The organism is Pandoraea anhela (assembly GCF_902459655.1).
GTDB lineage: Bacteria > Pseudomonadota > Gammaproteobacteria > Burkholderiales > Burkholderiaceae > Pandoraea > Pandoraea anhela.
In genome coordinates this window covers 139989-153337 of the sequence record NZ_CABPSB010000009.1, presented here as the reverse complement: position 1 = coordinate 153337, position 13349 = coordinate 139989, and the positions used below count along the sequence as shown (strand labels likewise).

Sequence of the window (13349 nt, the reverse complement as noted above, 5' to 3'; positions counted from 1 at the left end):
CTTGCGGTAAGTGCCGAAGCACTCAGACCGTCATGATCTCGGCGTCCTTCTGCTTCACCAGCTCATCGATCTCGGCGACGAACTTGTCGGTGAATTTCTGGACGTCGTCACCACCACGGCGCTCGTCGTCTTCCGAAATTTCCTTGTCCTTCACCAGCTTCTTGAGTTGTTCGTTGGCATCGCGACGCAGGTTACGCACCGCAACCTTTGCGTTTTCGCCTTCCGACTTGACCAGCTTGGTCATCTCGCGACGACGTTCTTCGGTCAGTTGGGGCATCGGCACGCGAATCAGGTCGCCCTGCGTTGCCGGATTCAGACCGAGATCCGACTCACGAATCGCCTTTTCGACCTTGGCAACCATGTTCTTTTCCCAAGGCTGCACGCCGATCGTACGGGCGTCGACCAGACTCACGTTGGCAACCTGAGAGATGGGCACCATCGAACCGTAGTAATCGACCTGAACGTGATCGAGCAGACCCACGTGCGCGCGGCCAGTACGAATCTTCGCCAGGTTGTTCTTGAACGACTCGATCGAGCTCTTCATCTTTTGCTCGACATTCTTCTTGACGTCAGCAACGCTCATGGCAACCTCCAAACCTAAAATTTATTACGCAAACATAAACGATACGGCGTCGGCACGCCACTGCACGCCGACGCCGCAATTTGAACTCAAACGTGGACGAGCGTTCCCTCGTCCTCGCCGAGAATGACGTGCTTGAGCGCGCCCGGCTTCACGATCGAGAAAACACGCACCGGCATCTTCTGATCGCGGCACAGCGCAAAAGCCGTCGCGTCCATGACCTGCAGATTCTTCGAGATGGCCTCGTCGAAGCTGATGGTCGAGTACTTTACTGCGTTCGGGTCCTTCTTGGGATCGGCCGAGTACACGCCGTCGACCTTGGTCGCCTTGAGCACCACTTCGGCGCCGACTTCCGAGCCGCGCAGCGCAGCAGCCGTGTCGGTCGTGAAAAACGGGTTGCCCGTGCCGGCGGCGAAGATCACGACTTTGCCCTCTTCGAGCTGGCGGATCGCACGCGGGCGAATGTACGGCTCAACGACCTGGTCCATGCGCAGCGCGGATTGCACACGTGCCTCGATGCCAGCGTGACGCATGGCGTCCTGCAACGCCAGAGCGTTCATCATCGTGGCGAGCATCCCCATGTAGTCGGCCGTTGCACGGTCCATGCCGGCGGCACCGCCTGCCACGCCACGGAAGATATTGCCACCGCCGATCACGACGGCCAATTGCGTGCCCAGGCGAACGACTTCGGCGATATCGCCAACCATCCGCTCGATGGTTGCGCGGTTGATGCCGAACGAGTCGTCACCCATGAGGGCTTCACCAGAGAGCTTGAGAAGTACGCGTTTGTAAGGAGTAGACATGGCGGTCCTTAAGAAGTCTGGTCGGGCACTGTTGGGGTATTCTGGATGAAACAACGGGGACGGCACCGCCGCCCCCGGATACTACGGTACTGCGCGAATTACGACTGCTTGGCGGCGGCCACTTGCGCAGCCACTTCAGCAGCGAAGTCGTCCTGCTTCTTCTCGATGCCTTCGCCGACCACGAACATGGTGAAACCCTTGACCGTGGTGTTGTTGGCCTTGAGCATCTGCTCGACGGTTGCCTTGTCGTCCTTCACGTACGTCTGGTTGAACAGCGAGACTTCCTTGAGGAACTTCTGCACGCTGCCTTCCACCATCTTGGCGACGATTTCGGCCGGCTTGCCCGATTCGGCAGCCTTTTCAGCGGCAACCTTGCGTTCCTTCTCGATCAGTTCCGGCGAAACCTGATCACCCGACACGGCGACCGGCTTCATGGCGGCGATATGCATGGCGACGTTCTTGCCGACTTCAGCATCCGCACCGTCGTACTCGACGACCACGCCGATGCGCGTACCGTGCAGGTAAGCCGCCAGCTTGCCCGACGTTTCGTAACGCTGGAAGCGACGGATCGTCATGTTTTCACCGATCTTGCCGATCAGATCTGCACGGATCTGGTCCACGGTTTTACCGTCGAGCGGCAGCGCCGACAGGGCAGCCACATCAGCCGGGTTGTTGTCGGCGACCAGCTTGGCCAGATCGTTGGCGAACTTCAGGAAGTCGTCGTTCTTCGAGACGAAGTCGGTTTCGCAGTTGATTTCGACCACGGCACCCTTGCCGCCGTCGATGTAAGCCGCGATCACGCCTTCTGCGGTGATACGGCTCGCGGCCTTGCTGGCCTTGCTACCCAGCTTGACACGCAGGATTTCTTCAGCACGGACCATGTCGCCATCGGCTTCGGTCAGCGCCTTCTTGCACTCCATCATCGGCGCATCGGTCTTGGCGCGCAGTTCGCCCACCATTGCTGCAGTAATTGCCGGCATCTCGTTACTCCTGTATATCGAATCAGTCGGGGAAGGGCTTCACCCGGACGGCCTCACCGCCCGCCCCTGGCGACCCGCACCCCCGACGCGGGGAAATCGGACTAAAAAAAAGGGGCGCCACAAGCAGCCCCTTTTGTTACGCAGCGGTGGCCGCTTACGCCTCTTCGTTCACTTCGACGAACTCGTCGCCTTCGCCGCGAACGGCTTCAACCACTTCCTTGACGGCGTTTGCACGGCCTTCGAGGATCGCATCGGCAACGCCTTGCACGTAGAGTTCGACGGCCTTGCTCGAGTCGTCGTTACCCGGGATCACGTAATCCACACCTTCCGGCGAGTGGTTCGTATCGACCACGGCGATCACCGGAATGCCCAGCTTGTTGGCTTCGGTGATGGCGATCTTGTGGTAGCCGACGTCGACGACGAAGATGGCGTCGGGCATGCCGCCCATTTCCTTCACACCACCGATCGACTTTTGCAGCTTGGCCATTTCACGATCGAACAGCAGCGCTTCCTTCTTGCTCATGCGCTCTTGTTCGCCGGCTTCGAGCGCCTGCTCCATGTCCTTGAGCTTCTTGATCGACGACTTCAGGGTCTTGAAGTTCGTCAGCATGCCGCCCAGCCAACGGTTGTTGACGTACGGCATGCCGGCGCGTGCCGCGGCTTCAGCCACGATATCGCGCGCCTGACGCTTCGTGCCCACGAACAGGATCGTGCCGCGGTTTGCTGCCAGTTGACGCACGTACTTCAGTGCATCCTGGTACATCGGCAACGTCTTTTCGAGGTTGATGATGTGAATCTTATTGCGATGGCCGAAGATATAGGGGGCCATCTTGGGGTTCCAGAAACGGGTTTGGTGACCAAAGTGGACGCCCGCTTCCAGCATCTGACGCATCGTGACAGACATGTGATTCTCCGTGAGGGTTAGGTCTTAGACCGGCTGCCGTACCCGTTTCGTCAGACTGCCATACAGCTTTGCATGACCCGCCTGCGAAGATCGGGCACCCTGGGTGCGCCGGCCCGCGATTTCAAAATCCAAGCCGATGGAACGTGAGGAACGTGATAAAACGCATCACTGTCAGGCTTGCTTCACCGATGGTGCACTTTTCGGCACCGACTTGGGGCCAACCACCCCAAAATCCCGGTGAAACTCGCTAAAAACCAAGGGGAAACCCTTGGTGTTACTGACAACTCGTCCTCGACTTAGCCCGAGATTATAGCATCTGAGGGCACCAGCACTCAAGCGGCACGTGAACTTGGGACGCCAAGCCGGAAACGCCCGGTTTGCGCGGCTTCGCAGACGATTTGGCGCCCTTTCCGATGCCGCAGCCGGACTCTCGGAAATCCGCACTCGGAACGCTCCGAAATCCAGGCCAGGCAAGGCCAAAACCCGGCCAAAACCCTCCATTGATGCGATAATGCGTCACTGTTCATGCAACTTGTCCGATTCCGCAATGGCCATCACCCTCAAGAATGCCCACGACATTGAAATGATGCGCGTCGCTTGCCGACTGGCCAGCGAAGTGCTCGATTTCATCACGCCGCATGTGCGCGCCGGCGTCACGACCGGGGAACTCGACCGCCTCTGCCACGAGTTCATGGTCAAGGAACAAGGCACGGTGCCGGCGCCGCTGAATTATCAACCGCCGGGTTATCCGCCCTATCCGAAAGCCACCTGCATCTCGGTCAACGACGTGATCTGTCACGGAATTCCCGGCGACAAGGCACTCAAGAACGGCGACGCTCTCAACATTGACATCACTGTCATCAAAGACGGCTATTTCGGCGACACGAGTCGCATGTTCATCGTCGGCGACGGCACGATTCTCGCAAAGCGTCTGGCGCAGGTGACTTATGAGTGCATGTGGCTGGGCATCAATCAGGTTCGTCCGGGTGCGCGGCTGGGCGATATCGGACAGGCCATCCAGACGCACGCCGAGGCGCAAGGGTACAGCGTGGTACGCGAATACTGCGGCCACGGCATCGGTCAGGTATTTCACGAAGATCCGCAGATCCTGCACTACGGGCGCCAGGGCACCGGACTCGAATTGCAGGCCGGCATGATTTTTACCATTGAGCCGATGATCAACGCCGGAAAGCGCGAAATTCGGACGATGCCCGATCAGTGGACGGTGAAGACACGCGATCGCAGCCTGTCCGCGCAGTGGGAACATACGGTTCTCGTAACCGAAACGGGCCACGAGGTATTGACGCACTCCGCACTGACCCCGCCGCCACCGCCGGGATCGTCATACGTCACGTCGTTCGCAGCCGCCGCCTGAGCAACCGAGTAACCCTTGTCCGGCCGTCGGCAATGTCGTCGGTCGTCCGGCCCCGAAGCTTTTCGGCCTGACTCGTTAATCCATCAACTGGAAGCCGCCATGCACGCACGTGCACACGCCCCTTCTCCGCTACGTCAGGCCCTCAAGCACCGTAAAGCGGAGCTCCTCGAGCGCTTCGCCTCGCACGGCAAGATCGACGTGCTGTTGCACGGGCTGTGTCATGCCGTCGACCAATCCATGCGCGATGCGTGGATCGAATTCCAGATGCCGGAGGACTTCGCGCTTGTGGCCGTCGGTGGCTACGGGCGTGGCGAGTTGTACCCCTATTCGGATGTCGACATCCTGCTGCTGCACCGCAGTGCCGACAGTGAAGCACTGACGTCGCACGTCGAACCGTTCATCGGTTTTCTCTGGGATATCGGCGTCGAGATCGGCTCATCGGTGCGAACGGTCGACGAGTGCATTTCCGAGGCACACGCCGACATCACGGTGCAAACGAGCCTGCTCGAAGCAAGGTTGCTTACCGGCAATCAGGCGCTCTTCGACGAATTTCAGCAGCGCTTTTCGGTCGATCTGGATCCGCTCGCGTTTTTCCGCAGCAAGCAGTTGGAGATTCGCCAGCGTCACGCCAAGTATCAGGACACTCCGTATAGCCTCGAACCCAACTGCAAGGAAAGTCCGGGTGGGCTGCGCGACCTGCAGGTCATTCTTTGGATGACCAAGGCCGCGGGCCTGGGCAATAGCTGGGCGGAACTGTCCGCACGCGATCTGTTGACCGATCGCGAACTCAAGGAACTGCGTCGCAACGAGCAGTTCCTGAAGGGACTGCGAGCACGCCTGCACTTGCTGGCGCGCCGGCGTCAGGATGTTCTCGTGTTCGATCTGCAAACGGCGCTTGCGCAAAGTCTCGGCTTCGATGCGACGACAACGAAGCGAGCCAGCGAGCAACTCATGCGGCGCTATTACTGGGCCGCGAAAGCTGTCACGCAATTGAACACCGTGCTCTTACTGAACGTGGAAGCACGCCTGTTCCCGCAGACCAGTGGCGTTACGCGCGTGATCAACGAACGCTTCGTCGAGAAGCAAGGCATGATCGAGATCGTTGACGACGCGTTGTACGAACGTCATCCGAACGCCATTCTCGAAACGTTCCTGCTGTATGAACAAGTCGTCGGCGTGAAAGGTTTGTCCGCCAGAACGCTGCGCGCGTTGTATAACGCGCGTGAGTCGATGAACGCGCAATGGCGCGCCGACCCGGAGAATCGTCGTACATTTCTGGCCATTCTCCAGCAGCCACAGGGCATCACCCATGCCTTGCGGCTGATGAATCAGACAAGCGTACTGGGCCGATATCTGATCAACTTCCGTCGTGTCGTGGGCCAGATGCAGCACGATCTGTATCACGTGTACACGGTCGATCAGCACATCTTGATGGTCGTGCGCAACATTCGTCGCTTCGCCGTCGCCGAGCATACGCACGAGTATCCGTTCTGTAGCCAGTTGATCGCGAATTTCGACCGGCCGTGGGTGCTGACGATTGCCGCACTCTTCCACGATATTGCGAAGGGGCGCGGAGGAGATCACTCGACGCTCGGCATGGTCGACGCACGAACCTTCTGTACACGGCACGGCATCAGCAAGGAAGACACGGAACTGATCGTCTGGCTCGTCGGCGAGCATCTGACGATGAGTACGGTTGCGCAAAAGCAGGACACCACGGACCCGGAAGTCATCCGACGCTTCGCCGATAAGGTGGAAAACGAACGGCGCCTGACAGCGCTCTATCTTTTGACGGTCGCCGACATTCGCGGCACCAGCCCAAAGGTGTGGAATGCCTGGAAGGGCAAACTGCTCGAAGACCTCTATCGTCTGACGTTGCAGGTGCTGGGCGGCGCCAACCCGGATCCGCATTCGCAGTTGAAAACGCGCAAGGAAGAAGCCCTCGGACTGCTGCGTCTGTACACCGTCCCCGAGCGTGCGCAGGAGGCGCTCTGGAACACGTTGGACGTCGCTTACTTCCTGCGCAACGATCCGGCGGACATCGCCTGGCAAACGCGTCATCTGTGGCGGCACGTCGACAGTGAGTCGCCCATCGTCAAAGCGCGTCCCTCACCCATCGGCGAAGGCCTGCAAGTGTTGGTCTACGTGCGCGATCAGGTGGATTTGTTTGCGCGCATTTGCGGCTACTTCGAGCGCAAAGGGCTGTCGATTCTCGACGCCAAGGTGCATACGACCAGTCAGGGTTTCGCACTGGACAGCTTCCTGCTGACCGACCCCGGGCTGGACACCAGCTATCGCGACATCATCAATCTCGTAGAGAGCGAACTGGTGTCTCTGCTCACGCGGGCAGAGCCATTGGCCGAGCCGAGCAAGGGACGTCTGCCGCGCCGCTCGCGCAGCTTCCCGGTGACACCCCGCGTCGATCTCCGGCCGGACGAGCGCGGCCAGTACTACCTGCTGTCGGTGTCGGCCAACGACCGTACCGGCTTGCTATACGCGGTCGCCCGCGTGCTCGCGCGTCACGGCGTGAGCGTGCGAACCGCCCGCATCAATACCCTCGGCGAACGTGTCGAAGATACGTTCCTGCTCGACGGCAGCCGTTTGCAGGACAGCCGTCTGCAAATTGCCGTTGAGACCGAATTACTCGAAGCATTGGAACCATGAGCGATACCCCGCGCGCCAAACTGAGCGCGAAACACCCCCGCACCCTCGACAAGACCCGCGCGCCCGTGCGCTCGGCCGGCGCATTGCGCCGTCCGACCAAGGCAGTGCCCGCGTCGATGCTCGACGCCAGCGGCGCGAAAAAGAAACCTGTCGGCAAGCCGGCGCGCCCGCGCCCGGTGAACGATGCCGCAGCGCAAACCGGGGCACGCCGCCCGGCGGGAAGCGGCACACCACCGCGCCGACCGGCAAGCGATACTCCGTACGAAAAGCGTGCGACGGGCGAACGCCCGCCCGCACGCGGCCAGCGCGAGCGCGTGGCTGGCGCGCGCCCTGCCCGCTTCGATGAGGACCGTCCGCGTCGCAACAGCGAAGGCGGGGCGCGCGGCGATTTCGCGCGACCGGTGAAGCGCGACGTCGACAACCGTGCACCGCGCCGCTTCGATGAAGACCGTCCGCGTCGCAATAGCGAAGGCGGGGCGCGCGGCGATTTCGCGCGACCGGTGAAGCGCGATGTCGACAACCGTGCACCGCGCAGCTTCGATGAGGACCGTCCGCGTCGCAACAGCGAACCTGCACCACGCGGGCGTTTTGCCCGTGATGATCGCGACAACCACGCGCCGCGTTCGACTCGTCCCACGCGTGCGCCGCGCGTCGAACGCGACGACGAGGATGACGACATCAAGATTCACCACGACGCCGCCGGTTCGCTGCGCTTATCCAAGCGCATGTCCGAACTTGGCCTTTGCTCGCGCCGGGAAGCGGACGAGTGGATCGCCAAGGGCTGGGTTCGTGTCGACGGCAGAGTCGTGAAGGAACTCGGCACCAAGATCCTCCCGACACAGGAAATCACGGTCGTTCAGGCCGCCCAGAAGGAACAGGCCAACCGCGTGACGATCCTGCTGCATAAGCCTGTGGGCTACGTCTCCGGACAAGCCGAGGACGGCTACGACCCTGCAGTGGTGCTCGTGACGAGCGAACACCATTGGTCGGAAGACGACGCAGGCGTACGCTTCTCCCCCGCTCACTTGCGCAGCCTCGCGCCTGCCGGACGCCTCGACATCGACTCGACCGGCTTACTCGTGCTCACCCAGGACGGCCGCATCGCCAAGCAACTGATCGGCGAGGACTCGGATATCGAGAAGGAGTATCTCGTGCGCGTCTCGTATAACGAGCATTCGCAGAACGTGGAGGCCCACTTCCCTGCCGAGCGTCTCGCACTGCTACGTCACGGCCTCGAACTTGACGACCAGCCGCTCAAACCGGCTCAGGTCGACTGGCAGAATCCGGAGCAATTGCGCTTCGTACTGAAGGAAGGCAAGAAGCGTCAGATCCGCCGGATGTGCGAACTGGTCGGCTTGCATGTCACGGGACTGAAGCGCGTGCGTATGGGACGCATCACCCTCGGCAACCTCCCGGTCGGTGAATGGCGTTATCTGCGTGCCGGCGAAGGGTTTTGATCCTCGTCTCATCGTTCCATCGTTCCACGCATGTCCGCCAACCATGAAAAAGCCCGCCATCAGGCGGGCTTTTTCATATCAGCGCAGTCGGCAGCTATCCGTTGAACACGCCGACGATCCGCGCAGGCGACATCTCCATCGCCTCCAACGAATCAATCGTCACTATTCGGGTCGAGCCCCGGGAACAGGATCTCCGTGAATCCGAACTTGCTGAAGTCCGTGATGCGCATCGGATAGAGCTTACCGATCAGGTGATCGCACTCGTGCTGTACCACGCGTGCGTGGAAGCCTTCCGCCACCCGGTCGATCGCATGACCATGCTGATCGAGCCCTTCGTAGCGCAGCATGGAATAGCGATTGACCATGCCACGCAGTCCCGGCACCGACAAGCAGCCCTCCCACCCCTCCTCCATATCCTGCGTCAGCGGCGTAATGGTGGGGTTGATCAGCACGGTCTCGGGCACTTCGGGCGCGTCAGGATAACGCTCGTTGTGCTTGAAACCAAAGATCACCACTTGCAGGTCGACGCCGATCTGCGGTGCAGCAAGTCCTGCGCCGTTCGCATGTTTCATGGTCTCGAACATGTCGGCGATGAGCGCATCCAGCTCGGGCGTGCCGAAATGTTCGACGGGTTTGGCGATACGCAGCAAACGCGGATCGCCCATCTTCAGAATGTCGCGAATCATCGGTTGGGTCCTCACATCAAAGCGCGGCCAACATCGCGCGCATAGCGTCTTCGTCGAGCACCGGCACACCCAGCGCCTCGGCCTTCGCCAACTTGCTGCCCGCTTCCGCACCCGCCACGACGTAATCGGTTTTCGCAGAAACGGAGCCCGCAACCTTCGCCCCCAGCGCTTCGAGCATCGCCTTCGCCTCGTCGCGCGAGAGCGTCGGTAACGTGCCCGTCAGCACAAAGGTCTTGCCCGCGAGTGGCAGCGGCGCCGCAGCGGCCGGTTCCGACTCCGGCCATGTCACGCCCGCCGCACGCAGTTGCTCGATCACTTCGACATTATGATCTTCGCAGAAAAAATTGTTGATCGACTCGGCCACAATGGGTCCGACGTCCGGCACCGCCAGCAGTTCCGTCAAATCGGAATCGCGTTTGCATACGGCGATCAGGTTATCCAGCTTGCCGAAATGGCGCGCCAGATCTTTCGCCGTCGCCTCTCCCACGTGACGAATCCCCAGCGCGAAAATGAATCGCGCCAGCGTCGTATGCCGCGCCTTCTCCAGCGCCGCCACCAGATTGGACGCCGACTTGTCCGCCATCCGGTCCAGCGCCGCCAGCTTCGCCACGCCTAGTTTGAAAAGATCGGCCGGTGTCCGAATGATTTGCTGATCGACGAGTTGCTCCACCAGCTTGTCACCGAGCCCCTCGATATCGAGCGCACGACGCTGCGCGAAATGCAGCAACGCCTGCTTGCGCTGTGCGGCGCAAATCAGCCCCCCCGTGCACCGGGCAATCGCTTCGTCCGGCAGTTTCTCGATGGCCGAGCCACACACCGGGCACGCCGTGGGCATGACAAACGCACGCGCGTCCGCCGGACGGCGATCCAGCACCGAACCGACCACCTCGGGAATCACATCCCCTGCCCGACGCACAATCACGGTGTCGCCGATCATCACGTCCTTGCGCCGGATTTCGTCCTCGTTGTGCAACGTGGCGTTCGTCACCGTCGCCCCGCCGACGAACACCGGCGCGAGCCGTGCCACCGGGGTGATCGCTCCCGTACGCCCAACCTGCACTTCGATATCCAGCAGGGTGGTCAGCGCTTCCTGCGCCGGAAACTTGTGGGCCAGCGCGAACCGGGGAGCCCGCGAGACAAAGCCGAGACGGTCCTGCTCGTCGCGTCGATTGACCTTGTAGACCACGCCGTCGATGTCGTACGGCAGCGATGCCCGTGCCTCGCCGACCTCGCGGTAGAACTTCAATAACCCGTCGGCGCCCTTCACCACCTCGCGGCGCTCATTCACCGGAATGCCTAAAGTGACGTACCAGTCGAGCAGTGCCGAGTGCGTCTCCGGCATCGTCGCACCGATCAGTTCACCGATACCGTAAGCAAAGAACGACAACGGACGTTTTGCCGTGATCCTCGAATCGAGTTGCCGCAAGCTGCCGGCCGCCGCATTGCGCGGATTGACGAACACCTTCTCGCCCGCGGCTTCCTGCGCCTGGTTAAGCTTGTCGAAGTCGGCGCGGAACATGAGCACCTCGCCACGCACCTCCAGCACGTCGGGCGGGTTGTCCGTGTCGAGTTTCAACGGGATCTTCTTGATCGTGCGGATGTTCGCGGTGACGTCTTCCCCCGTCGTGCCGTCGCCGCGCGTTGCGGCCTGCACCAGCACACCCTGCTCATAGCGCAAGGCAATCGCCAATCCATCGAATTTCAGCTCGGCGGCGTACTCCACCGGTGTACCGAACAGGTCGCCCGTGGAGTTGGGCGTCGTGTTGACGCCACCTGCACCACCCACACCACCCACACCACCTGCACTACCTGCTCCACTTGCACCATTCACGCCGTTCACATCGCGCAGCCCATCGGACACACGACGATCGAACGCCTCGACATCCTCATCTGCGAAGCCGTTGTTCAACGACAGCATCGGCACACGATGCACGACCGGCGCAAAGCCTTCGACCGGCTTGCCGCCAACACGTTGCGTGGGCGAGTCGGGACGCTGCAATTCGGGGAAGTCGTTTTCCAGCGCGACCAGTTCACCAAACAGACGGTCGTACTCGGCATCCGGGATCAGGGGGGCGTCGTCCTCGTAGTACGCGCGATTATGGCGAGCCAACTCGATGCGCAGTTCGGCAGCGCGCTGGGCGGCGGCGGTGGCATCGGTAGCCGTATGGGCGTTCGCGCCCTGACCCGGAACGGAAGTTTGGGACATGCGTGTAAGACTCGGGATACGAGAAGTCAGAACATTATGCCTTCGACGTACGCCACTGCGCGTCGTCGATAGGCGGAATCAATCGGAACAAAAACGCCGCTCACCCGACGGTGAACGGCGTGCATCGAACGCGGCGTGCAAAGCGATGGTGCAGTACCGCGTACTGCGTGGGATTTACTGGCTGAACAGACGGCGCGTCACCGGCGAACCGGCCGGCAGCCCGCGTGCCTCAAGGCGCTCGTAAAGCTTGAGCAACTGCTTGTCGACATTTTGCAGTGCAGCATCGGACAGCGGGCGACGCTGATCGTCCACGACACGGCCACCGATGCGCTGCCCGATCGAACGCGCGTAATCGCACATCAGACGGAAAGGCAAGAGGTCTTCGTCGGCGACCGGCACATCGAGCAGCATGGTAATCAGATCGCCGCCCTTGTAAGTCAGATCGTCGCGCAGGAAGTTGGTGTCGCCGAATTGCAGCATGAACACCGGGTTCTGGCGGGCATCGAGCTTCACGAAGCGCATGCCATCGCGCGAGAGCAGCAACCCGTCCTGCGTCGCCACGGCCTGCACGTAGTTTGCCGACCACGGCGCGCCATCCGACAACACGTTGACCGATAGCTGAGCATCGCATTGCGCGGCGAATGCGTCGAGTTCGCGACCTCGGGCGACCGTCTCCATCATGTCGGGCAATTCAGGCAGGGCGTCGACCGCGTCCGCCAAAGTCTGGACGAGATTCGAAAACTCGGAGAATTCGACTTCGTTCAGCGCGCCTGCGCGGTTGGCCAGTTGTACCGCCATACGCAGTTGGTGATAGCGCCCGCCGGTACGAATCGGCTCCCACGGCGATTGCTCGTCCAGGCGGCCCTCGACGTTCACCGGCTTGCTGCCCGCGCGGCGCATGCGCACCGTCAGCGGCATCAAACGCTCCGCCGCCACCATGTTCGCGAGCGGCAATTCGACGATGCAGTCGATGCGCTCATCGATGATCGGCGGCGGACCGCTGGGCACTGCCGGACGCGCCGCAGCGACCTGCGTGGACGGCGTCGCCGACGGGGCAACCGTCGCAGGAACGGCCGGAACCGCCGCGTCGCCACCGTGGGCGGCGTCCGGCGCACCTGCCGCTGCCGCAGCGGCGCCGGCTGTCGCCGCGTCTACCGTATCGTCGGCCGCCAACTCGGCATCCACACGGGCGAGCGCGCTGATCGCAGCCGCCTCCTGTGCATCGCGGCCTTGCTCGCCCTCTGCGCGCGGCGAGGCCGGGGCGGCATCGGTCACATCCGCCACCACCGACTCGCCTGCACCGGCGTCACCTGACTCGGCGGCCTCGGTGGCAGCGCGGGCGGCAGCCTCCTGCGCGGCGCGCTTACGGGCAGCGGGCGGCGCGTCCCAGGCATCTTCATTGATTGCGAAAGCATCCTGCACCGACGTACCGACCGTTGCCGGCCCCAACGTCGGCTCACGGCGCTCGCCGGATTGCGCCGGCACGCGCGGCGGCGAAAGCGTCGGTTCGATGAACGGGCGGTCATCGTCGTCATCCGGCACCCCGGCGGTCGCGTCGATGCCGGCACCGTCGACCGGCATGCGACGCGGTATGCGTGCACGTGCCTTGCTGCCCTGCCAGGCGTTATAAGCCACGACTCCCAGCAGTACCACTACTCCTGCGGCAATCAAGCTCAGCTGCAGTTCATTCATGC

At 61.9% G+C, this 13349-nt stretch carries 10 protein-coding genes; 3 read left to right on the top strand and 7 right to left on the bottom strand.

What is annotated here, in order from left to right:
- Nucleotides 1-22 precede the first annotated feature (22 nt).
- From frr to rpsB, 4 genes are all read right to left on the bottom strand, one after another.
- Nucleotides 23-583 carry a ribosome recycling factor gene (gene frr / locus PAN31108_RS14410; RefSeq protein ID WP_069344977.1) on the bottom strand — a complete coding sequence of 187 codons (561 nt, stop codon included), beginning with the start codon at nucleotides 581-583 and terminating at the stop codon, nucleotides 23-25.
- Nucleotides 584-669: 86 nt separating this feature from the next.
- Nucleotides 670-1383: a UMP kinase gene (pyrH, locus tag PAN31108_RS14405; RefSeq protein WP_044455586.1), complete on the bottom strand. Its 714-nt coding sequence runs from the start codon at nucleotides 1381-1383 to the stop codon at nucleotides 670-672.
- A 98-nt stretch (nucleotides 1384-1481) separates the two neighbouring features.
- Nucleotides 1482-2363 carry a translation elongation factor Ts gene (gene tsf, locus PAN31108_RS14400; protein WP_150669506.1) on the bottom strand — a complete coding sequence of 294 codons (882 nt, stop codon included), beginning with the start codon at nucleotides 2361-2363 and terminating at the stop codon, nucleotides 1482-1484.
- Nucleotides 2364-2517: 154 nt separating this feature from the next.
- Complete coding sequence (gene rpsB, locus PAN31108_RS14395) at nucleotides 2518-3267, bottom strand: 30S ribosomal protein S2 (protein WP_039398738.1); 750 nt, start codon at nucleotides 3265-3267, stop codon at nucleotides 2518-2520.
- Nucleotides 3268-3814: 547 nt separating this feature from the next.
- Between rpsB and map the strand changes: the two genes are divergently transcribed.
- The 3 genes from map (at nucleotide 3815) to PAN31108_RS14380 (ending at nucleotide 8763) form a co-directional block, all read left to right on the top strand.
- Complete coding sequence (gene map, locus PAN31108_RS14390; RefSeq protein ID WP_150669552.1) at nucleotides 3815-4642, top strand: type I methionyl aminopeptidase; 828 nt, start codon at nucleotides 3815-3817, stop codon at nucleotides 4640-4642.
- A 99-nt stretch (nucleotides 4643-4741) separates the two neighbouring features.
- Nucleotides 4742-7306 (top strand): [protein-PII] uridylyltransferase, encoded by a 2565-nt coding sequence (locus PAN31108_RS14385; RefSeq protein WP_150669505.1) that lies wholly within the window; start codon nucleotides 4742-4744, stop codon nucleotides 7304-7306.
- Nucleotides 7303-8763, top strand: coding sequence for a pseudouridine synthase (locus PAN31108_RS14380; protein WP_150669504.1), 1461 nt, complete (start codon nucleotides 7303-7305; stop codon nucleotides 8761-8763). The genes PAN31108_RS14385 and PAN31108_RS14380 overlap by 4 nt, the downstream gene beginning before the upstream one ends.
- Before the next feature lie 152 nt (nucleotides 8764-8915).
- Here the strand turns inward: PAN31108_RS14380 and def are convergent, their stop codons facing one another.
- From def to PAN31108_RS14365, 3 genes are all read right to left on the bottom strand, one after another.
- Nucleotides 8916-9449 carry a peptide deformylase gene (gene def / locus PAN31108_RS14375; RefSeq protein ID WP_150669503.1) on the bottom strand — a complete coding sequence of 178 codons (534 nt, stop codon included), beginning with the start codon at nucleotides 9447-9449 and terminating at the stop codon, nucleotides 8916-8918.
- 16 nt (nucleotides 9450-9465) lie between these two features.
- Nucleotides 9466-11655, bottom strand: coding sequence for an NAD-dependent DNA ligase LigA (ligA, locus tag PAN31108_RS14370; RefSeq protein ID WP_150669502.1), 2190 nt, complete (start codon nucleotides 11653-11655; stop codon nucleotides 9466-9468).
- Nucleotides 11656-11829: 174 nt separating this feature from the next.
- The gene (locus tag PAN31108_RS14365; RefSeq protein WP_246183958.1) at nucleotides 11830-13347 is read right to left on the bottom strand and encodes a cell division protein ZipA C-terminal FtsZ-binding domain-containing protein; all 1518 of its coding nucleotides are present in this window, start codon (nucleotides 13345-13347) and stop codon (nucleotides 11830-11832) included.
- Nucleotides 13348-13349: the final 2 nt, after the last annotated feature.